20 protein-coding genes are annotated in these 22,474 nt (G+C 41.1%); 15 read left to right on the top strand and 5 right to left on the bottom strand.

Annotated elements, in window-relative coordinates:
* Window positions 1-71 precede the first annotated feature (71 nt).
* Together IAE45_RS12820 and IAE45_RS12815 are read left to right on the top strand one after the other, a co-directional pair.
* Window positions 72-578, top strand: a complete 507-nt coding sequence (locus IAE45_RS12820) for a hypothetical protein (protein WP_142963158.1) — start codon at window positions 72-74, stop codon at window positions 576-578.
* On the top strand, window positions 578-1,897 hold the full coding sequence (locus IAE45_RS12815; protein WP_015509139.1) for a glycosyltransferase family 2 protein: 1,320 nt from the start codon (window positions 578-580) through the stop codon (window positions 1,895-1,897). The genes IAE45_RS12820 and IAE45_RS12815 overlap by 1 nt, the downstream gene beginning before the upstream one ends.
* Before the next feature lie 65 nt (window positions 1,898-1,962).
* Here the strand turns inward: IAE45_RS12815 and IAE45_RS12810 are convergent, their stop codons facing one another.
* Window positions 1,963-2,661, bottom strand: a complete 699-nt coding sequence (locus IAE45_RS12810) for a GntR family transcriptional regulator (RefSeq protein WP_034868333.1) — start codon at window positions 2,659-2,661, stop codon at window positions 1,963-1,965.
* 199 nt (window positions 2,662-2,860) lie between these two features.
* On the opposite strand from IAE45_RS12810, the gene IAE45_RS12805 reads away from it, so the two are divergent.
* From IAE45_RS12805 to IAE45_RS12790, 4 genes are all read left to right on the top strand, one after another.
* Window positions 2,861-4,240 (top strand): glycoside hydrolase family 1 protein, encoded by a 1,380-nt coding sequence (locus IAE45_RS12805; RefSeq protein WP_200125968.1) that lies wholly within the window; start codon window positions 2,861-2,863, stop codon window positions 4,238-4,240.
* A gap of 11 nt (window positions 4,241-4,251) precedes the next feature.
* Window positions 4,252-5,565 carry a PTS sugar transporter subunit IIC gene (locus tag IAE45_RS12800; RefSeq protein ID WP_005225308.1) on the top strand — a complete coding sequence of 438 codons (1,314 nt, stop codon included), beginning with the start codon at window positions 4,252-4,254 and terminating at the stop codon, window positions 5,563-5,565.
* A gap of 152 nt (window positions 5,566-5,717) precedes the next feature.
* Complete coding sequence (locus IAE45_RS12795) at window positions 5,718-6,017, top strand: MazG-like family protein (RefSeq protein ID WP_195266012.1); 300 nt, start codon at window positions 5,718-5,720, stop codon at window positions 6,015-6,017.
* A 72-nt stretch (window positions 6,018-6,089) separates the two neighbouring features.
* Complete coding sequence (locus IAE45_RS12790) at window positions 6,090-6,548, top strand: GNAT family N-acetyltransferase (RefSeq protein ID WP_081118375.1); 459 nt, start codon at window positions 6,090-6,092, stop codon at window positions 6,546-6,548.
* A gap of 345 nt (window positions 6,549-6,893) precedes the next feature.
* On the opposite strand, the gene IAE45_RS12785 is transcribed toward IAE45_RS12790, so the two are convergent.
* A complete protein-coding gene (locus IAE45_RS12785; protein WP_170920126.1) occupies window positions 6,894-7,034 on the bottom strand; it encodes a hypothetical protein in 141 nt (46 codons plus the stop codon).
* Window positions 7,035-7,647: 613 nt separating this feature from the next.
* Here IAE45_RS12785 and IAE45_RS12780 point away from each other — a divergent pair.
* Window positions 7,648-9,291 carry a C40 family peptidase gene (locus tag IAE45_RS12780; RefSeq protein ID WP_077453567.1) on the top strand — a complete coding sequence of 548 codons (1,644 nt, stop codon included), beginning with the start codon at window positions 7,648-7,650 and terminating at the stop codon, window positions 9,289-9,291.
* A 243-nt stretch (window positions 9,292-9,534) separates the two neighbouring features.
* On the top strand, window positions 9,535-11,307 hold the full coding sequence (locus tag IAE45_RS12775; protein ID WP_087627042.1) for an oleate hydratase: 1,773 nt from the start codon (window positions 9,535-9,537) through the stop codon (window positions 11,305-11,307).
* An 86-nt stretch (window positions 11,308-11,393) separates the two neighbouring features.
* On the opposite strand, the gene IAE45_RS12770 is transcribed toward IAE45_RS12775, so the two are convergent.
* Complete coding sequence (locus IAE45_RS12770) at window positions 11,394-12,182, bottom strand: MerR family transcriptional regulator (RefSeq protein WP_200125966.1); 789 nt, start codon at window positions 12,180-12,182, stop codon at window positions 11,394-11,396.
* Between the two features lie 73 nt (window positions 12,183-12,255).
* Between IAE45_RS12770 and IAE45_RS12765 the strand changes: the two genes are divergently transcribed.
* From IAE45_RS12765 to IAE45_RS12750, 4 genes are all read left to right on the top strand, one after another.
* Window positions 12,256-12,879, top strand: a complete 624-nt coding sequence (locus IAE45_RS12765; RefSeq protein WP_200125964.1) for a GNAT family N-acetyltransferase — start codon at window positions 12,256-12,258, stop codon at window positions 12,877-12,879.
* A 156-nt stretch (window positions 12,880-13,035) separates the two neighbouring features.
* Window positions 13,036-13,875 (top strand): Cof-type HAD-IIB family hydrolase, encoded by an 840-nt coding sequence (locus tag IAE45_RS12760; protein ID WP_200125962.1) that lies wholly within the window; start codon window positions 13,036-13,038, stop codon window positions 13,873-13,875.
* A gap of 108 nt (window positions 13,876-13,983) precedes the next feature.
* Window positions 13,984-14,931, top strand: coding sequence for a hypothetical protein (locus tag IAE45_RS12755; RefSeq protein ID WP_081118379.1), 948 nt, complete (start codon window positions 13,984-13,986; stop codon window positions 14,929-14,931).
* A 228-nt stretch (window positions 14,932-15,159) separates the two neighbouring features.
* Window positions 15,160-16,824 (top strand): peptide ABC transporter substrate-binding protein, encoded by a 1,665-nt coding sequence (locus tag IAE45_RS12750; protein ID WP_200125960.1) that lies wholly within the window; start codon window positions 15,160-15,162, stop codon window positions 16,822-16,824.
* A gap of 193 nt (window positions 16,825-17,017) precedes the next feature.
* Here IAE45_RS12750 and IAE45_RS12745 read toward each other — a convergent pair whose 3' ends face one another.
* A complete protein-coding gene (locus tag IAE45_RS12745; protein WP_200125958.1) occupies window positions 17,018-17,602 on the bottom strand; it encodes a polymer-forming cytoskeletal protein in 585 nt (194 codons plus the stop codon).
* Window positions 17,603-17,811: 209 nt separating this feature from the next.
* On the opposite strand from IAE45_RS12745, the gene IAE45_RS12740 reads away from it, so the two are divergent.
* The 3 genes from IAE45_RS12740 (at window position 17,812) to IAE45_RS12730 (ending at window position 21,482) form a co-directional block, all read left to right on the top strand.
* Window positions 17,812-18,591: a GntR family transcriptional regulator gene (locus tag IAE45_RS12740; protein ID WP_200125956.1), complete on the top strand. Its 780-nt coding sequence runs from the start codon at window positions 17,812-17,814 to the stop codon at window positions 18,589-18,591.
* Between the two features lie 156 nt (window positions 18,592-18,747).
* Entirely contained in the window at window positions 18,748-20,160 is a 1,413-nt protein-coding gene (locus tag IAE45_RS12735; protein WP_200125954.1) for a glycoside hydrolase family 1 protein, read from the top strand.
* Between the two features lie 11 nt (window positions 20,161-20,171).
* The gene (locus IAE45_RS12730) at window positions 20,172-21,482 is read left to right on the top strand and encodes a PTS sugar transporter subunit IIC (RefSeq protein WP_200125952.1); all 1,311 of its coding nucleotides are present in this window, start codon (window positions 20,172-20,174) and stop codon (window positions 21,480-21,482) included.
* An 89-nt stretch (window positions 21,483-21,571) separates the two neighbouring features.
* On the opposite strand, the gene IAE45_RS12725 is transcribed toward IAE45_RS12730, so the two are convergent.
* Window positions 21,572-22,381 carry a MurR/RpiR family transcriptional regulator gene (locus IAE45_RS12725; protein WP_144772045.1) on the bottom strand — a complete coding sequence of 270 codons (810 nt, stop codon included), beginning with the start codon at window positions 22,379-22,381 and terminating at the stop codon, window positions 21,572-21,574.
* Between the last annotated feature and the right edge of the window lie 93 nt (window positions 22,382-22,474).

Raw genomic sequence — 22,474 nt, 5'->3', positions numbered from 1 at the left:
CCAGACGATTTGCTTTTGTTGCTTCTTTTTCTTCACAGCAAATAAATAGTTATTTTAAAGGAGTGAGTAAAATGAAACAACGAGTGACACGGGAAGAAGTCAAAGAACGGTTGGTCACCGATGCGTATTTTCAAAAAGGTCGTTCTGCTTTGAAGACCCGCCAAACGATTTTGACGATTCTTGCTTGGCTGATGGTCTTGGTTCCCTTTGTCTGGCTGGCCATCCCGCTGACTTTACCGAATCTGGCGGATCGGATCGCCTTTCGGACATATCTGGAAGAAGCAGTGACTTTTGATTTTTTGGCGTTGTTCTTAGGAATTTCTTTTTTGGTCTTGGTTCTGACGTTTACTTTGTTGACCTTGAGGAACAACCGCCGCTTCAAACGATTGCTGCAAAAGCAATCGATGCATGATGAAGCTGCCTTGGAAAAACGCAAAGAGTTGCTAGAAGCATTTTATGAAGAACGCTTTGGGACGAAAGAAGAACGCCACGGGGCAAAATACTACGCGGTTGCACCGGAGCAAAACATCGGAGAAAGAGAGATCCAAGAACTTTTCCGTAGAAACGGGGTGGGCTGATGGTTGTCAATTTTGATACTGGGTTCCCGTGGTTGGATACATTTTTAACAGTCGTTTTAATGATTCTCTTTACGTATCCAATTTTAGGTGGCTTTGCTTGGTTCATCGGGGTGATCTGCAATCGTTTTTTGTTCCGTTATCGTCAATTAGAGTGGATACCGATCCCCGAAGAGATCGAGCCGATGATCACGATTATGGTACCAGCTCACAATGAAGAAATCGTTATTGAAGACACGATTCATTATTTAATGAACAATCTGAACTACAGCAATTATGAGGTGTTGGTGACTGATGATGGCTCAACGGATCAAACCCCTGTGATATTAGACCGATTGATGGAACAGTACCCAAATCTAAGAGTGTTGCGCATCGAAAAAAACCAAGGAAAGGCCCATGCCTTTAATATTGGGGTAGGGTTTGCCAAAGGGGAATTGATCTTGAGCAACGACGCAGATACGGTTCCTGAACCTGATGCGTTATGGAAATATGTCAATTATTTCATCCGCCAAGATTCCATCAATATCTCTGCCATTACGGCGAATATGGATGTTCAAAATCGCACAACGATCGTAGGGAAATCACAAACCGTTGAATTTTCAAGTATCGTAGGAATTATCAAACGGACCCAGCAAGCCGTTTTCGGCGTCATCTATGCCTATAGCGGTGCCAATACGATGTATCGCCGCGCGGCATTGATGGACGTGGGTCTGTTTCGACAAAATCGAGCTACAGAAGACATCAGTATTGCCTGGGACCACCAATTCCGAGGTTGGCTGTCTTTATTTGCTTCACGAGTGATGTTTTTCATGGAGGTGCCAGAAACACTCAAGATGCTCTACCGACAACGGAAACGCTGGGCGAAGGGCGGTACAGAAGTATGGCTGACCAACTTTAAAAAGGTCTTTTTGCATCCTTTTGAAAACATTGGTCGAACCGCTATGTTTGTCGATCAAACATTAAGTATCATCTGGTCATTCTTTTTCTGGCTTTCATCTGCCTTGTTTGTCTTTTATCTGATCTATTATGGTGCAACTGGGAATTACGAACGGATCTATCATATGTTTACGATGGCCTTTCTCTTCGTTTGTTTCGAGATGATTGCGGGGGTCATGCAGCTATTCACCAGCCTCTTGGCGGATGATAACCGCAGCAAGCTGAAGTATTTCCGTTTTGCTCCTTTTTACATGCTGTTTTACTGGATGATCAATGCCATAACGATCGTCACTACCTTTATTCCAGCCGTCAAGACCATCCTTGGCTACGGCAGCGGCGTTTGGGTCAGTCCAGAGCGAACCGCGAAAAAAACCGAAGAATCTTAACGAATACACCTTCCCTGGATAATAAAAAACAAGTCTGAGTTTTCTTCAGACTTGTTTTTTTGCCATTAAGGTTCAGAAAGATAGTAAATCTCACGATTTTGGTATGGATAACGAGTTTGCGAAAATTCGAAAGGTCGTCCGTCGGAGAGACGAGCAACTTGTTCTAATTCTAAGATCGGATCATTGGGATCGACTTCTAAATATTTGATATCATAGGAATCCGCTTTGTCGGCACGGATTTTACGTATGGCGGGACCTATTTTGAGATGTAAGGAATCAGTGATATATCGATAGATCGAGTGTTCAAGGATCGCCATATCAATATCGGGAATGGTTTTGATGGGCATGATCGTGTATTCCAATTCAAAGGGTTCGTTATCAACATAGCGCAGTCGTACGATATCATAAACAGGTTCGTTTTCTCGCAAAGACAAGTAATCCATTTCGTTGGCTTCTGGAAAACGTACATTGAAACTAATGATTTTACTTTGCACTTTATGCCGTCCGCCATATCGGTTGACTAAACCGATATACTCATTGATCTGTCCTTGGTAGGTCGCTGAATTGACATAGGTGCCATGACCTCTTTTGGTAGAAATCAGGCCTTCTTGCTTCAATTGATTTAGCGCTTTTTGGATCGTCATTCGCGAGGTTTGAAATCGTTTGGCTAACGCCGTTTGTTCCGGTAGTTTTGATAAAGCTGGAAAAACACCTTCATAAATATTCGTCCGCAACTGATCAACGATCTCTTTGTATTTTGTCATAGTCATCACTCCTTATGTAAAGAAATTCATGGACTTGAGTTTTGTTTGAAGGGGATAAAAACAAGGTCTATCACTAAAGAATCAGCTGAAATTCACATGTATAGAAAAAGCTTTGCATATGTTTTTGAAAAATTTACATGCCTATTTCACCTAATTATAATAGGTTTTGTAAGCGAATACAAACGATGGAGGAATCAATATGACAAAATTTTATTGGGGGAACAGTGTCAGCAGTATGCAGACAGAAGGTGGTTGGAATGAAGGCGGTAAAAGCTTATCCGTTTATGATATACGGGAAGCTTCGGAACAGGCTAGCGATTGGCATGTAGCAAATGATAACTATCATGTGTATACAGAAGATTTTGATTATATGCAAGATTTGGGGATGAACATGTATCGTTTCCAAATTTCTTGGTCAAGGGTCGTTCACGATGGAGATGGTGCCTTTAATGAAGAAGGGATCGCCTATTACGATCGTTTTATTGATGATCTGTTAGCTCGAGGGATCGAGCCTATGATTTGTTTGTACCATTTTGATATGCCTCTGCATCTGGCGAAAACCTATAACGGGTTCATCAGCAAAGAAGTGAAGGACGCATTCATTCGTTTTGGAAAAGAAATGGTGGATCGTTTTGCGGATAAAGTCCATTATTGGTTAACCTTTAACGAACAAAATCTTTTCCACCAAGACCATGGTTTTAAGATCAGCGGCTATTTAGAAGGGGAAGAAACGACAGAAGAATTGTATCAGATTTTCCACAATGTCATGGTTTGCCATGCAGAACTCTGTAATTATCTTCATGAAACAACAAATGCGAAGATCGGCGGCATGCTGGCGTATTCTGAGGCGTATCCAGCGACTTGTCGTCCACAAGACATCAAAGCAGCAAGAGAGTTTGATGAATTTGCGAACTTTACTTTATTAGATTGCTATGCGCACGGCAAGTATTCGGCAGCACAAGACCGATACGTGAAAAATCATCAACTCAATATGAATATTTTACCTGGGGAATTAGAAGCGATCGCAGCGCAGAAAAATGATTACATTGCCTTTAGCTATTATGCTTCTTCTACCTTGAATGCTGAAAAAATTCCTGAAGGAACGCCGCCGAATCGGTACATGACTTTTGGAAAACAAGACAATCCGTATATCGAAACGACGGAATGGAATTGGCAAATTGATCCGCTCGGCTTCCGTGATGTCTTAAATAAAGTCTATCAGCGGTACCGCTTGCCAGTGTTTCCGATTGAAAACGGGATTGGTGTCAGAGAGCATTGGGATGGCAAAGAACCGATTCAAGATGATTACCGTATTGCCTATCATCAAGAGCATATTCGAGCGATGTTTGAAGCGATGGTGGAAGATGGAGTGGTCTGTCTTGGGTATCTTGGTTGGGGGCTGATCGACATTTTGAGCTCGCAAGGTGATATGGAGAAACGATACGGACTCGTGTATGTCAATCGTGGCAACCATGAGTTGCGAGATATGAAACGTGTACCGAAAAAATCGTATGAATGGTTCAAAGAAGTGATCAAAACGAATGGTAGTACGATCTATACAAACCCATATACAGAATAGGAGGAACAAAAATGGCAGCAGAAAAGCGCACGTTTTTAGATAAATTTACAGAGTTTTCGGTCCGTCTCGGCAATCAGGTTCATCTCAAAAGTCTTCGTGATGCGTTTGCGACCTTAATGCCTGCCTTTATTATCGCAGGGATCGCTGTGTTGTTTAATAATGTCTTCTTTCCATGGTTTTTAGAAGGGGCTGCCTTGGCGCGAATGCAAGTGTTTGGCAATTCCATCACCAATGGAACATTGAATATCGCCGGTCTGCTGATCGCCCCGATGATCGCTTATTTTCTTTGCCGCAACAAAAACAATCCGAGCGCCATCAATGCAACCTTTGTGGCAACGACTTGCTTAGTGGTCATGTTGGCGATGGTTCATGCCGTGATGCCAGAAGGCGCTCAAGCAGAAGTGACCATCAGTGGTGTGATGCTATTTGACGATGTCGGGACCAAAGGGATGTTTTCTGGAATCATTTGTGGGTTAGTTGCCACGGAATTATTTATTCGACTGTCAGAAAACAAGCACTTAAAAATCAATTTAGGGGATCAAGTTCCTCCTGCCGTCAGCAAATCCTTCAGCACGTTGATCCCTGCTATTTTGGTGATTTCCTTCTTTGCCGTAGTTGCGACCGTGCTAGCAGCCTTTGATACCGACCTGATTCAAATCATTTCAACAGTGATCCAAGAACCACTGCGTTTGTTGAACACATCGATTTTTGGGTTCTTGATCATCTATTCAACGGGCAATTTTCTGTTTACTTTAGGCATTCACCAAACCGTCATCAATGGCACCTTGTTAGATCCATTGCTGTTAGTCAATATGAATGAAAACATGCAAGCCGTGCAAGAAGGCGCTACGCCACCCAATATCTTAAATTCAGCATTCGTGACGGTTTTCGCACAACTAGGCGGGACTGGATTTACGATCAGCTTGATCATTGCAGTGCTCTTATTCGTCCGCAATTACCAACCTTTTCGGGATGTCGTCAATCTATCCCTAGCTCCGGGTATTTTTAATATCAACGAGCCAATCATCTTTGGTTTACCGATCGTCTTCAATTTACCCATGATCATTCCCTTCGTTGCAAGTCCAATTGTTGCGACGTTGATTGGCTACTTTGCTACCGCAGTAGGATTCATTGAGCCGCTTTCTGTGATGGTTCCTTGGACGACACCACCAATTCTTAGTGCATTGTTGGCATCAAAAGGGGATTTTAAAGTTGTTTTGGTTCAAGTGATCATCATCGTCGTTTGTGTAGCAATCTATTTTCCATTTTTAAAAATCGCTCAACGGGTTGCAATCAAATCTGCTGAATTGGAGCGGGCAGAATAAACAAAACAGGATGAATCCTATACTAGAGTGACCTACAAAAGTTAGAACAAAATTCTAACGTTTTGGGGGTCACTATTTTTTGAGGTGATTTTTTTACTAAGTTTCTATTTTGAACTTTAATTAAATGGTATACTATCCCAAAAGGAGCGACTATGAAACTATCAGAAATGCAAAAAGCGATCTATCAAAACAAAATCGATCACCAATTCAATGTCACAAATATTGAAAAAGAGTTTTTGGCTTTATATGGTGAAATAGGGGAAGCCTTTGACGCGTATCGGAAGCAACAAGAGGTAGGAGAAGAATTGGCGGATGTGGCGATTTATCTTCTTGGGTTAGCGGAAATCCTTTCCATCGATCTTGAAGCAGAGATTCATAAAAAAATGGCCGTCAACCAAAAGCGCCGTTATACCAGTTATGGCAATGGCTATGCAAAACGAATCGATGATTGATACACGCAGAAAAATTAGTGGATTCTACGAGTATAGGCTCTTACCGAAATAGAAATGGAAGCAGGAGATAGGATGGAAAAGAACGTAAGCATGCGTGAATTAACAACGGCAGATTTAGCAGAAGTCGTGGACCACTATATTGCTGTATTTTCAGCAGAACCATGGAATGACCAATTGACAGTGCCGCAAATCACCGACTATGTATCATCAATGATGGCAATGAATACTTTTATTGGTTATCGACTAACAGATCGAGCATCGAATGAATTGATTGGTCTTTCTTTAGGCTTTATCAAGCCCTGGTATCAAGGAAAAGAGTATGTGATCGATACCTTTTTAATTACTGGCACGCACCAAGGAAAAGGCTTAGGTTCCACTTTTTTAGAAAGGATCAAAGAGGATCTACTCAAGAAAGAGATCCCAACGATCCTGTTAGATACTGAAGAAAGTATGCCCGCAGCGGATTTTTATAAAAAGAATGGCTTTAAACCGCTACCAGATAATGTGAGCTATTATTTATCTCTAGATTAATTCAAGCATGTCAATAAATAAAAAAGTCTGCGAAAAAAATCGCAGGCTTTTTAGTTATGCACAGTTTCAACAGGTTTATCCACAATATGTTGTAGGAACGTGTTTTCGCCTACTAAATATTGTGCTTGATCCCCGTTGAAATAAGAAACTGTCGCTTCTTTGAGGAAGTATTTCCCTTTACTGCATTGATGGTAGTCATTCGGTGATTTTCAAGGTGACTTGGCAATGGTTGAGATAGAAAGTATCATAGCCTGCTTTTTTTCGATTACAATAAAGACGAGACTCGCAACCCTTCGGCGAAGCCTCGTCTTTTTACAGATCAACAGAAAAAGAAAACGCAGGAGTCTACGCTTTCTTTTTCTGTTCTTCTTTTTTCTTGTCTGTGGTCTGTACGGAATCTAGGGCTTTTTTGAAAATCTCTTCTTTTTTCGTTTTATAGTTATGTTGTCGTTCAGCATAAACTTTTTCTTTCGTCTTTGTTTTCATACTCGGTCACCTCTTCCTTTTTTTTTAAGTATAGCACGATTTCACAAACTCATGCAAATGCTTGGTTTTATCCTTGGTATTATAATCTTTTGAATAAAATAAATTGTGAAAATATTTCTTTCGGTAGAAGTGAGTGACTTCTCTATCAAATAATTCGTATCCAGTTGGAAGCGATGTAACAGGATTTCATCATAGCGTCGATCACACTGGTGAAAGAAGCATTCTTTTTGAAAAAACTTTTTCACAGGATCCCTTGTGTAAAAAAGGAATGATAAATGGGTGATTTTAGTATCGATTTTTGAAGAATGGGATAAGAAAAGAAATGTTATTCAAATAACAGTCTTGTTTTTCAAAAAGTGGGTTTGTTTGCAAAAAAATTCCTGTTTTTATTCGCGAATTAAAATAACGTTGAATGAAATAGCGTTTTTCTGTAGTTTATAGAAATCTTTGTAAATAGAGTGCCATTGAGCAACACCAAAGAGAAAGTGATCAAAAAGAATAACGCAGGAAAATAAATGACACGTTTTATTAAACGTAAAGTAAAAAAATACAAAACGAAAACAATATCAAAAAATATTAATTTTTGTTAAAATGGGGTACAGGGGGTGTTTTATTGGAATCTCGGAAAATCAAACGTAAGCGTTTAGTGAAACAAAAACGGTCCCTTTTCGTACAAAAAGGATTGGGTATCACAGCAGCGTTAGCATCAACATCAGGTGTCTTTACGTCTCTTGCTCATGCGACCGAAACGACGAACGCTTCGTCATCAACCAACACAACTGCTACTCTTGCCAGATCGTCAGCTGAAACGGCGATCAATCGACAATTTAAAACAACAGCTTCACTGAATGTTCGTTCAAATGCTTCAACAAGTGCCTCTATCGTAAGTGGTGTAGGAGCAAATACAACAATCACTGCGGTGGCTCAAAAGAACGGTACCTCAGTGAATGGCAATACAACATGGTATAAGCTATCAACAGGCGGCTGGATCTCAGGGGCTTATGTGAAGAGCACCTCAGGCTCCTCTTCTGCCAATACAGGCTCGTCCAATTCGTCGTCTTCTTCATCGGAAAAAGCAATTTCGAAATCAGTGAAAACGACTACTGCATTGAACGTCCGTTCAAATGCAACGACAAGTTCTAGTGTCGTACGCGGTTTGAGCAGTAATGCGACAGTACAAGTCGTTGCACAAAAGAGTGGTACATCGGTGAATGGCACGACCACTTGGTACAAATTGTCCACAGGCGGTTGGATCACGGCAGCATATGTCAAAGATGTGTCCAGTAGCTCCACAGGCAATAGTTCTTCTGGCGGCAATACAAGTGTTTCTGCAGAAACGGCTATCAGCAAGAACGTGAAAACAACAGCGGCATTAAATGTTCGTTCGAGTGCGTCAACAAGCGGCAGTGTCGTTGGCAGCCTAAGCAACAGCACGACGGTGAAGGTCGTTGCCCAGAAAAATGGCACATCCGTTGGCGGCACCAATGTTTGGTACAAAGTATCGACCGGTGGCTGGATCACAGCGGCATATGTGCGTGATGTCACGTCTAGTTCTGGAAATACAAGTAATAACAATAATTCAAACACAGGTTCAAACAATACTGGCTCATCAAACGGCTCAAGCAATGCGAGTGAGCAAGCCATCAATAAGACGTTCCAAACAACCACTGGTATGAATGTCCGCTCAAATGCATCAACTTCTGCAAGTGTAGTCAGCAGTTTGGGCAGCAATGCGACCTTCAAAGCAGTTGCTCAAAAACAAGGCACGTCAGTCAATGGCAATACCACTTGGTATAAGTTATCAACGGGTGGCTGGGTATCTGCAGCATATGTCAAAGAAGTCAGTGCAACGACTCCTGGCAACAATAACAACGCAGGCAATACCAATGTTCCAATGAGCGTGGATGGAGCAGCGATCGTTGCAGAAGCTAGAAAACATATCGGCACTCCTTATCAATGGGGAGGCAAAGGACCAGATGTTTTCGACTGTTCTGGGTTTACACGCTACGTCTTCTTAAAAGTGACGGGCAAAAACATCGGTGATTGGACAGTCCCACAAGAAAGCGCAGGGACGATCATTCCTGTCTCGCAAGCACAAGCTGGCGACTTGCTGTTCTGGGGTCAAAAAGGGAATACCTACCACGTAGCGATCGCTACCAGTAATACAAGCTATATCCATGCGCCAAGCACGGGTTATACAGTCACCGAAGCACAATCAGGCTTTTCGACTGCTAGCTTCGCTCTACGTGTGAAATAAATATTTCATTGAAAAGGCAAAGAGTTTGTCCTTTGTTAGAAACGCCCCTAAGAAAGCTGCAATCAGTTTTCTTAGGGGCGCTTTTTGTGCTGGGCGCAGATCCTCTAAAAGGTGGGTCTTTGCCCTGTTTTTTTGACAAAAAGGCCGATTTGTCAAAATCACTTGTTTTTACTGGTACAAATTTTTGTCAAAAAAAATAGTTACTGATACCATAAAAACGTACCAATATTAGGAGGGATCTACATGAGATATACGAACGGAAATTACGAAGCTTTTGCAAGAAGCAGAAAACCGAAAGATGTCGAAAAGAAAGAAGCCTATATTGTTGGTGGGGGATTAGCAGGACTTGCTGCGGCAGTCTTCTTGATCCGTGACGGCCATATGGCGGGTGAGAAAATCCACGTCCTTGAAGAACTTTCTTTATCAGGCGGTTCATTAGACGGAAAATTCATTCCCCATGATGGATTTGTGACCCGCGGCGGTCGAGAAATGGAAAATCATTTTGAGTGTCTGTGGGATCTATTTCGCTCGATTCCGTCTTTGGAGGTGGAAGATGCTTCGGTGCTAGATGAGTTTTACTGGTTGGACCACGATGATCCAAATTCGTCTAACTGTCGGATCATCCACAATCGCGGCCAACGAGCAGCAGATGATGGAGAATTTACCTTGTCTGCTACAGCACAAAAAGAATTAACCCAATTATTTATGACTTCAGAAGATCAATTGATCGGGAAAAAAATCGAAGATGTTTTTGGCGAAGAATTCTTTGAATCCAATTTTTGGCTATACTGGTGTACGATGTTCGCCTTTGAAAAATGGCATTCGGCGATTGAAATGCGCCGCTATGTGTTGCGTTTTGTGCACCATATCGATGGCTTGCCTGATTTTACTGCGTTAAAATTTACCCGTTACAACCAATATGAGTCATTGGTCAAACCACTACTTGCTTATTTGGAAGAACAAGGAGTTGATTTCCAATATGAATGCACCGTCAGCAATATCGATGTTCGGATCGTGGGCGAGGAAAAAGTTGCTCAAAAACTTGTGCTAGAAAAAGCGGGGGCAATCGAAGAAATTCCTTTGTCAGAAGATGACTTGGTCTTTGTTACCAACGGATCGATCACTGAAAGTTCCACGCAAGGGGACCATTATACCCCAGCGCCTATCTCAAAAGCACCTGGTGGCAGCTGGCGTTTATGGAAAAACTTGGCGGCGCAATCGCCTGAGTTTGGTCATCCAGAAGTCTTTTATGAAAACTTACCTGAAGAAAGCTGGTTTGTGTCGGCAACCGTCACTTGGCAAAATTTTGATGTGGAACCTTATTTAGAAAAATTGACCCATCGCAAGTTGCGAACAGGCAGAATCGTCACTGGCGGGATCATCACCATCAAAGATTCCAATTGGATGATGAGCTTTGCGACCCATCGCCAACCGCACTTTAAAGAACAAAAAGACCAACAAACGATCACATGGGTGTATGGATTGTTGTCAAATACGCCAGGAAACTACATCAAAAAACCAATTGAACAATGTTCTGGACAAGAAATCGTGCAAGAACTGCTGTACCACTTAGGTGTGCCGGAAGCAGAAATCCAACGCATTTCAAAAGAATCAAGTGTGGCAGTTCCAGTCTACATGCCGTTTATCACTTCTTACTTCATGCTGCGTGAACCAGGGGATCGGCCATTGGTTATTCCAAATGGCTCCAAAAACTTAGCTTTTATCGGTAATTTCGCAGAGACTGAACGAGACACTGTATTTACAACAGAATATTCCGTTCGGACCGCCATGGAGGCTGTTTATCAGCTATTAGCTGTGGAACGCGGGGTACCAGAAGTGTTTGCTTCCGCTTATGATCTACGTACTTTGGCCAAAGCTGTCTATTATCTGACCGATAAGAAAAAAATCACGGAAATGGAGCTACCATTTATCGAACGTAAACTATTGGAAGGCTTCGTTAAGAAAACCGAACATACCTACATTGGCGATCTGTTGAAAGAAAACCATTTGATTTAAATAAAGCGCAACGACAACGAGGCGAAAGAAACTGCTCGTTGTCGTTGCGTCTTTTATTTACTTTTCCAACGCTGTTTGAACGATCCTTATTCCTCAGATAAAATCCGTACTTGGATCTCTGTCAAATAAGCTTGCTCGTTGCTAAGGGTCGTTTCGTGGATCGATCGTTCATAGAAGTAGTCATCGATTTGCCATTGGTGCGTCGCAATCAGCTGCTTGAGTTTTTGATAGAACTGCTTCAATCCTTCGTCATCCCCCTGATAAATGGCGGTTAAATAGTATCCTGCCGGTTTCACGAAGGAAGCACGTTGTGGTTCTTCTTGCCGCACGTAAACGTAGTCGATGTCTTGCGTATCGTCTTTGTTCGTCCGAATCATAAAACCATATTCGTTATTTGAGAAAAGATAAGGCTGTGCCATCAAAAGGTCGTAGGCTTGGGTGATCATCTCTGGGATGCTGCTACCGTTTAATCTAGGACTAAGGGCGAAATATTCCTCTGGCTGTTCCTTCAAGGTGAAGGGGAAAGTTTTTTCTACAGCTAGGTGCAAATCCGCCGCTTTTCGTTCGATGATTTTTTTGATGTTGGTCAACTGCTGAATTTTTTCATCAATGGTTTGCCGCTTGGCTTCCAATAAGTTTCTCATGGTCTCGGCATCCCCCCGCAACGCTGTTTGGATCTCTTTTAAGGGCATCGATAATTCTTTCAATGACAGGATCAATCCGAGATCCAAAAGTTGATCAAGGGAATAATACCGATACCCGTTCTCGTCTTTGCTGTTTGGTTGAAATAGCCCAATCTCGTCATAATAGTGGAGTGTCCGAGGATTGATCCGCGCTAAGCGTGCCATTTCCGATACTTTTAATTTGGTTTTCATGGCGTTCCTCCTTGACTTTACAGTTACTGTAAACTTTATACTAAGGATAGTCAACTACTGGGAGGAAGATAGAATGAATAAACAAGTAACATATCGACCATTTAAACGAGAAGATCTGCCTGCGCTTGTGCAAGTAATTATTGATAGCTGGAACTACGACAAGCAATTTGACAAGATGACCGCCAAGCACTTTGCTCATGTCTTTTTGTGTTATGAACTTGCCCGTGCGACCTATTCACGTGTGGCTCTTTTTAATGGTGAAGCTGTCGGTATCTTATTAGCAGACAGTAAAAGAGGGAAGAAGCTTCATCCAATGCACTATTGGGGGAAAACGATGTGGCATGCTGGCTGCTTACTGCTTACGAAAGAAGGGAGAAACACGCTGCTGCATTATGCCAAAGAGGTGGTTGAGTTAAATCAAGCGATGTTGAAAGATTTACAAACTCCTTTTCAGACCGAAGTTGGTTTGTTTGCCGTTAGTCCCAAAACACAAGGATTGGGTGTAGGCAAGCAGCTCTTTACTTCCTTTTTAGCGATGGTCCAGCAGGAAAAAACGGCTCCGTTTTTCCTTTATACCGATACTACCTGTAATTACGGTTTTTATGAGCATATGGGCTTGAAGCGGGCAGCTGCTGTGAAACGCTGGATCAAAAAGCCGATCAAGAAGGAAATCGAGTTTTATATCTATACTTCCTAAGAGTGCAGCGACGCACTCTTTTTTCATTGGCTAGTATGGTAAACTGGAAGCAAAGAAGGACAAGAAAGTTGTTTTCGTTTTATGGAAATGGCGCTTATTCTGGTCGAAAGCGATAGATCAATCCGCTTTCGTAAAAAGGATGGGGAATGGGAAAGGATGGTTTATTTGGAAAAAAAGCAGATAGGGTTTATTTTAAGTGATATTGATGGGACGATCTTGGATCATAAGCATCAAATCGATCTGGATTTGATTGAAGAAATCAAACGATTGAAGCAGCAAGCGGTTCCTTTTGTTTTGGCTTCCGCTCGCTCCCCGAAAGGAATGCTACCGATAGCTCAAGAGTTAGGGCTAGAAGACTGGCCCTTGGCTTGTTACAACGGTGCCCTGATTGGACGATACGATCAACAGGGCACACTGGTACCGATTTTCAGTCATGAGGTCAAAAAAGCAGAGGCAAAGACTTTGGTCGCGCGCATCAAAGCTGATTTTCCTGATGTTTCCATCAATGTCTACTCTGGTGATCAGTGGTATTGCGAAAGAGTGGACCAATGGGCACAGGCAGAAGCGGCAATCACCAAAGAGACTCCTGTGGAAACTTCATTAGAACAACTGTTGGCACAAGAAGCTTTTGAGGTTCATAAGTTTCTTTTGATCGGCACAACGGCAGAAATCCAAGCGCTTCATGCTGCCTGCCAGAACGCTGGATTTTTAGAAAGCGCCTTTTATTTATCCAAAGAGAATTATTTGGAAGTCACTCATCAAGCTGTGGGAAAAGATAAGGCGCTAAATGAATTAGCGGCCTATTTCCAAGTGCCGCTGGCGCAAACCTTAGCGATCGGCGATAATTTTAATGACCTGCCAATGATTGCTTCAGCTGGTATCGGTGTTGCGATGGAGAATGCGCCCGATTTGGTCAAAGCAAAAGCTGATTTTGTGACGGCTAGCAATACAGACCATGGGGTTGCTGATGCATTGCGGCGATTTGTTACAGAATAGATAAAAAAACTAGGTTTTTTGAACAAATTGATTGACTTTCATTTCTACTCTCCTTAAACTTTTAGCTATACCTAAAAAGGTAAGTGTTTGTTGGAAAGAAGGAGAAAAATGAATAAGAAGATCGAGAAGACATTGACCAAATTTGCCGAGCCGTTGGGGCTCTCAGTTGATACTTCCACCGGGGTGATTTATGGAACGTATCATAGTTATAAACTTTTTTTAGTTCAAGAGAATAACAATAGTTATTCGCTAGTGGCCCATTTTTCACTTAGCAAAGATGGGGAACTTCCCAACCAAGAAGAAGTCAAAGAAGTTTTAAGTGAGTCAAAAGAGATCACCGACTGTGTGATCCAAGGATATCAAGTTGCCTATACATTACGCGGAGCGATGACGGCAGGGAAAACTGTGGATAAGATCCGTACTGCGTTGGACCAGTTGACGAATTTTTTGAAGAATAAAGGCTTCCAAAATGCTTGTACCTTCTGTGGCGCGGTCACTGAACCGGTTTCGCTGTATGCGATTGGCGGCGCTCCCGTCATTGCCTGTGAAGCTTGCTTTAAGAAACAACAAGAAGCGGTCCTTGCACAAGAACGGGAAAAAGGGCAGAAAAAAGAAAATTGGCTAGCTGGAACAGTGGGCGCGTTTCTTGGTTCACTGATTGGTGCTGGCGCAATTATTTTATTAGGACAACTGGGGTATGTTGCTGCATTGTCTGGAATCGCAATGGCGATCTGTGCCATCAAAGGGTATGAATTATTAGGTGGAAAACTCAGTACAAAAGGTATTATTAGTAGTATCATCGTCATGATCATTATGGTCTATGTCGGGAATCGTATCGACTGGTCGATCAGTGTAGCGAATTATTACACGGATGTTGATGTCTTCTATGCTTTCCGTATTTTACCTGATTTGATTCGTGAAGGGTATTTGGAAGCGAGTCAATATTATGGGAACTTAGGTCTGGTCTATCTCTTTACGGCGATTGGGGCTGTGCCAACTATTATCGCTGCGGTACGAGATGGTAAAGTGACGCGTCAAAGCTATAAAATGGAGTAATCCACTCTTCTATCCAAAGATAAAAAAACACAAAGCGCGATCTCTTTCGCTTTGTGTTTTTTGTTTTTGTGTCATAAATAATAACATGCAGTGTTAACATAAAAAATAAATAATAATAAAATGAGAAAAATAGCTTGCTTTTATAATTAATATTTATTAAAATCTTATTTACATTCAGAGTTTTGTAATAATTCTGAAAATTTTGGATTTTTATAAGGGGTAGGTAAGATGAAGAAAAAATGGGGATATGGTGTCATCGCTGTTTGTGGAATCGTATTAGCAGGTTGCTCAACAGGAGGGACATCAAGTACAGGTGAAAGTTCAAGTGGTAGTGGGACAGCAGCTGCCGAACAAATTTTTAATGTTGTGGTTCAACAAGAAATGCCTAGTGCCGATCTATCCTTAGCCACCGATACGATCAGTTTTAGTGCTTTAAATAATGTGTATGAAGGGTTGTACCGCTTAGATGCTGATAGTAAGCCCGAACCAGCAGGTGCCGCCGAATTAGCGGAAGTCAGTGAAGATGGTCTGACCTATAAATTGAAATTACGAGAAGATGCCAAATGGTCAAATGGAGAACCAGTAACAGCAGCGGATTATGTCTTTGGCTGGCAACGCACTGTAAGTGCGGAAACAGGTTCTGAGTATGCGTACTTATTTGCGCCCGTAACCAATGCCGAAGCGATAACTGCAGGTGATAAAGATGCCTCAGAATTGGGGATCAAAGCAGTCAGTGACTATGAATTAGAAATCACGCTGACGACACCTACGCCATACTTCCAATACTTATTGGCATTTCCATCCTTCTTCCCACAAAGCCAAGCAGTCGTAGAAGACAACGGCGATCAATATGCTTCAACAAGCGACAATGCCGTTTACAATGGACCGTTTGTGTTAGCTGGCTTTGATGGTCCAGGAACCGATACAGAATGGTCATATGAAAAGAACGACCAATATTGGGATAAAGATACAGTGAAACTTGATACGATCAATGTCAGCGTCGTAAAAGAATCATCGACCTCCTTGAATCTATTCCAGGATGGGCAAGCGGACGACGTCATCTTAACAGGAGAATTGGCGCAGCAAATGGCCAATGATGAAGCATTTGTGTCAGAACCATTAGCCCGTACTTCCTATATCGAGTTGAATCAGCGAGAAGAAGATTCGCCATTCCGCAATGAGGATCTGCGTAAAGCAATCTCTTATGCCATCGATCGTGATGCATTAGTGACATCGATTTTAGGTGATGGCTCATTGGCTTCCACAGGATTGATACCAAAAGGAATGACCTTTAACCCAACTGATAATACTGATTTTGTCGATGAAGCGGAAAGTGTCATTGAATACGATCAAGAAAAAGCCAAAGAACATTGGGAAAAAGCCAAAGAGGCTTTGGGAATCGATTCTTTAAGTTTTGAAATTTTGGCCTCTGACACAGACTCAACCAAAAAAGCCATTGAATATATTCAAAGTGCGATTCAAGATACGCTTGATGGGGTGAAAGTTAGCCTAAGTCCCGTACCTTTCTCTGTTCGTCTTGATCGTTCAAACTCAGGTGATTTTGATGTCGTTATGGGTGGCTGGGGTGCTGACTATGCGGATGCCAGCAGTTTTACAGATCTATTTGTAACCGATAATTCATACAACCGGGGTCGTTGGACAAGTGAGGAGTACGATGCAGCAGTGAAATCATCTGCCACGACAAATGCTGGCAATCCAGATGCCCGCTGGCAAGATCTGTTGGATGCAGAGAAAATCATTATGGATCAACAAGGGGTTATCCCTGTGTACCAAAACGTTGAAGCTCATTTACGTGCACCAAAAGTAAAAGGGGTCGTTTCTCACGGTGCCGGTGCGCAATACGATTACAAGTGGGCAGTTATTGAAGAATAAGCGTCTAAAGAAGAAGCTGGTTTTGCGTAAGCAAGCCAGTTTTTTTCTTGAGCTTTGTTCTTACTTACACAATGTTAGTAATGAGAGCGGATGCAATTGTTTATAAAAAAACAAAAAAAGTTGGCAAGGGATCAATGATCAACTTGCCAACCTCGTTTTTTGTTCATCTATTTCACAGAAATCCAGTGAAAGATTATTCGCTAACTGTTACGTCACCTGTTACAGAAGCGCCATCTTCGTCAAGTGTTGCTGAATCTTGGAATTCTTTTGAAGTGAATGTTACGTTACCTTCAACTTTTGCACCGTTCAATACAAAGCCGTTAGCATTCACTTTAACGTCACCTTTGATTACACCGTGAACGATGTTGAAGTTTTCTGAGTTAACGATCAATTTAGGAACAGTTACTGTGTATTCAGCTGTTACGTTGCGGTCTTCATCTTGTGAGTACAATGCAAATTTACGGTAGATATCAGCAGAGTCGTCACCTTTGTCGTGGAATTCGCCATCAACGGTTACATCGTTATCAAATGTCATGTCGCCAGTTACAGCAACGATCCAGTTACCATCTGCGCTCAATGCTTTTTCGATCACTGAAGTTTGGTCACTGATAGAAGCAGTTGAAACAACGTCATCTGATGATTCAGTTGATGCAGCAGTTGAAGCTGCTGTTGATGATGATGAGCTTGCAGCTGTATCGTTATCTGAACTACATGCAGCTAAAAGAGTGCCTCCCATAAGCAATGATGCAGCGATTAAAGTGATTTTAGTTTTTTTCATGTTTCCTTCTCCTTTGTATTCCCATAGTTTTCTTAAAAACAAAATGATTATACCATACCGAAGTGAAGTTTGTGAAACAAAAAACATAAATGAGGAGAAATTTAATAAATAGCAGTCTAGGATTAAAAAAAATTCAAATTCACAGATGGGAGAGGTAGGAAAATTTCTGTAGGTTAAAAAAATCGTAGGTGGTTTATTGACAAAGATTAATGCTAAAATTTGAAGGAAGCTATAGTCTGAAAAAAAGGGGGGAAAGAATGAGTAAAGCTGAGTTTATTGTGGAGGATTTATTAAGCAAAATCTATCAAAAGAAGAGCAAACCCTCCCAAAAAATTCTTTCAGAAAGAAATCTCTCGGAAAAATATGAAGTATCGCGAAATACTGTTAGAAAAGCGTTAAAAAAATTGATCGATATAGGTGTTTTGGAAGCTGTCCCTAAAAAAGGTTATCTAATCAAGAAGACAAAAGTAAACCCAAGCTTGATCTACAGCTCGGTAACTGAAAAAAAGTCGAATCAAATAGAATCAAAAGTCCTTTTATTAAAAGAACGAGAAATGACAAAAAGAGAAGCGAATATCTTTGATGCCCAATTGATTGGATCTGTTTGGGAATTGAAGCGTCTACGCATTCTTGATCAAAAGGTAACGGAGATCCAAGAGTCGATTTTTCCTAAAAAAGTATTTCCTTATTTTGATGAAGAGATGGGGAAAGGTTCGATTCAGAAACTATTGATTGATGCTGGTTATTATATCTCTCATAGTTTGACGAGTTTTGAAGCTGTAAATCTCTCGGAGCAAGATGCGCAAGTCTTTCATCTTAAAAAAAATAGTGCTGCAATGAAAGTCACCAGCCGAACGATTACTACTGAGGGACTGATTGTTGAGTTAACTTCAAGAATTGCTGTAGATTATAAAGGGACTTTCCGTTTGCCATTTAATAAAGAAACCTTCGATTTTCGACATCAACAAGATAAACTTCATGATTTTTGATTTTTCTGGTACTTTTTATAGATGGATTTCTATCTTTAAAAGGTACCAGATTTTTTGTGAAACCTTTTTAAATCAAAAATTGTAAGCCTTTTTATAAAATTGTGTTTTTCTTTTTCTATGATAAATTTTAGCTATCAAGAAAGAGGAGTGATAGTTATGAGCAAAGGATTTCCCTACAAGTTTTTATTTGGCGGAGCCATTGCAGCAAACCAAGCGGAAGGAGCCTACCAAGAGGGGCTCAAGGGATTGGGAATCTGCGACATTTTACCGGTGGGGAAAGATCGATTACTGACGATTGATCCTCAGTTAAAAAAAGATCACTATTATCCTTCCCATAAGGCAATCGATTTTTATCATTATGTTGAAGAAGACATTGCTTTGTTAAAAGAAATGGGTCTACAATGCTTTCGTTTTTCAATCAACTGGGCGCGACTTTTTCCACGTGGCGATGAGAAAGAAGCGAATCAAGAAGGAATAGACTTTTACCATCGCTTGATTGATGGACTAATAGCTGCAAAGATCGAACCAATCGTGACCATCTCTCATTATGAAACACCATTATTCTTGGCGACAGAATACGGTGGCTGGAAAAATCGGCAACTGATTTCTTTTTTTCTCAATTATTGTGAGGTGATTTTTTCAGAATATGGTAAAAAGGTCACTTATTGGATGAGCTTTAATGAAATCAATAATATTGTAAAAATTCCGTGGTTTGCGGGTGCTTTAAGAACTGAGGAAGACGAAAATCCTGCACAAGCGCAATATCAAGCAGCTCATCATATGTTCGTTGCCCATTCTTTAGCAAACAAATCATTGAAGAAGATAAATCCTAAAGCAAAAATGGGCTGTATGCTTTCACTTAGTGGTGTGTATCCTGATACACCCAATCCGAAAGATATATTTGGTAGTTATGAGTTTCGCAGAAAATCTTTGTTTTTTTCAGACGTGATGATCCGAGGTGCCTATCCAGCATATTCTAAACGATTATTTGAAGAGTTATCTATTAATCTTGAAATAGAAAAAGGCGATTTAGAAACGATTCAATCCTATACGAGTGACTATTTAGCATTCAGTTACTACTTAACGACAGTCTACTCTCATGATTTAAAGATGAAGACGGGAACTGGCGGTCCACAAGGGAAAAAAAATCCCTATTTAGTAACTTCGCCTTGGGGCTGGCAAATTGATCCTTTGGGATTGCGGTATGTTTGTAACGAATTGTATGATCGCTATCAAATTCCTTTAATGATTGCTGAAAATGGCCTCGGCATGGAAGATCACATAGACGCTAATGGCAAGATTATCGATAAAGAACGCCAAAACTATTTAAGAGATCATTTGCTTGCCTTATCTGAAGCCATCCATGATGGCTGTGAAATCCTTGCTTATACGTGGTGGGGGATCATAGATATTGTAAGTGCAGGCACAGGAGAAATGAATAAAAGATACGGTTTTATCCACGTAGATGTTGATAATGAAGGGAACGGAACTTTTGAGCGTCGCAAGAAAGACAGCTTTGCGTATTACAAAAAAATAATCGAACAAAATAATAATCTAGCTGATATGTAGGAGGGAAAATTATGTCTTTTTTTGATTCTTTTGCGAATAAAATCGGCCACACTGCCGAAGCAATCAATCAGAATAAATATCTTTACAGTATTAAAACAGCCTTTACCGTTTATATGCCATTTATTATTGTTGGCTCGTTCGCAACTTTATTTAACACTATTCTTTGTTCTGAAGAAGTCGGTTTGGCGCAATTTGCAACTTTTTCTTTTTTAAGCGCTATCGGTCCAGCTTTTACAGCAATTAATTATGCAACTATGTCGACGATGAGTATTGCCATTGCCTTTTTGATTGGGAAAACTATTGGGCAAAGAAATGGTGTGGATGAAAACTATAGTGCGTTAGTAGCAGTCGTTTCATTTTTGACAATCGTGCCACAAGCGATCGTAACAGTAGTGGAAGGAATGGAGGACATCCTAACTAGTGGTATTGCAACAACAAGTATCAATGCACAAGGATTGTTTGTAGCGATGCTAATTGCTACTCTTTCAGTAGAACTTTTTTCTTGGTTAATGAAAAAAGAAAAATTAAAAATCCGAATGCCAGAAAGTGTACCAAGCGGAATTGCTCGGTCTTTTAATTCTTTGATACCAGTACTGCTCGTTCTTCTAGTATTTTCAATTATTAGTACCGTTATTTTCAATTGGACGGGCAATTATTTAAGTGACATTATCTATAATACATTGCAAGTACCGATGCAAAAAGTGATGCAAAACGGTCCTGTTGGAATCATTTTATTGGCTTTTGCTTCAGCCATTTTTTGGGTCTTTGGTCTGCATGGCAATATGGTAATCATGCCTATCTTAAGTCCATTGGCGTTAGCAGGTCTTGCAGACAATATTGCGCAAGTTCAAGCAGGAGAAGCTGCTACAAATCCGTTGACCATGACATTCTTTCGAGTATATGTGGTAATGGGTGGGGCTGGAGTGACGATTGCCTTGATTCTCTCTTTACTGGTTTTTTCAAAAAGAGAAGATCAAAAACTCATTTCAAAACTAGCTTTGATTCCAGGAATTTTCGGTATAAACGAACCGCTAGTCTATGGATTACCGATCGTTATGAATCCAATTTTTGCGATTCCATTTATCCTTTCGCAATTGATGGCTACCGTTGTTGCTTACATTGCTACAGTGACCCAGATTATTCCAGCAGCTAGTGTAGAAGTGCCGTTTGGATTGCCCTTATTTGTCAATGCTTTCGTAGGTTACCAGAGTTTTGCGGCCATTTTGGTTCAAGTAGTTATTTTGGTTCTAGCCTTTTTGATCTATACTCCATTTGTTTTAGCTTCGAACCGTATGAGAGGTAGCGAAACGGGCAACAAATAAGCAGATTTTTCCTATAAAAAAACAAACACACGTCCAGTCATGTGAGCGGAAGCTTCTTTCCGCTATCGGCTGTGCGTGTGTTTTTTGTGCTACATGCGCTTTCGATCCGTCAACTGCTTGAACTTCGATACGATCAAATCCATGATGAACTGATACATAAAAGCATGGGTTTGAAAATGGGTTTGATGAGGGAAGATGATTGCTTCTTGGACAAAGGGCAGTTCCGAGATCTGTGGATTAGCGGTGATCACGATGACTTTGGCTTTGGTTCGATCGAAGAAATCTTTCCGTGGTGTTCCATTTCGAATTTGCTGTTTCGTTAGGTAGTCACCGGAGTTGGTAAAAATGATAAACAGCGATTCTTCATCAGCGGTCTTGATGATTTCTTCCTGTACGAGATCGTCTTGGAAGGTCCGAATGAACTTGCCGTTGTATGCTAGTTTGATCTGGAAATCAATAGCAGCCGATTCTGAGAATAAAATTCCAAAAGCAAAGACATTTTTATGCGTCACAATGGCTTTTGCGACCCGTTCGATGGTTGGCAGATCAAGATGATGACGCAGATAATCGATGTCTTGTACAACTGCGTCAAAATAGGAGTCTACGCCCTCTTGCTCTAAGGCAGACAAAATATTCGAACGATAATTCAGGGGATTGTTGAAGCGGTTTTCGATAAAGGCAGCGTTGTCTTTTAGATCGCCATAATCATCAAAGCCCAAGGTGCGAGCGAATTTTGAAACGGTTGACTTTGACACATGGCAAAGAGCAGCGAATTCACCAATGCTTAGAGTTTGGATCTGATCATAATGGTTGATCATGGTCAAACCGATATAGTAGTTGGTGGAATCAGTGGGTGCATTATTTAAAAGATTCAATAAACGAATGATTAAGAGGCCCATTTTCTTTCCTTTCTTGTAAGCAGTTTCCAAATTGCGAACTTTCGCAGGTGAGAGAAAAAAATCTGCTATAGTAACGCCATAAAGCGCTTTATA

The sequence above is a fragment of the Enterococcus sp. S53 genome (genome assembly GCF_016516865.1).
GTDB lineage: Bacteria > Bacillota > Bacilli > Lactobacillales > Enterococcaceae > Enterococcus_D > Enterococcus_D innesii.
The sequence above is the reverse complement of the archived record's forward strand: the minus strand, read 5'-3'. Positions and strand labels throughout refer to the sequence as shown.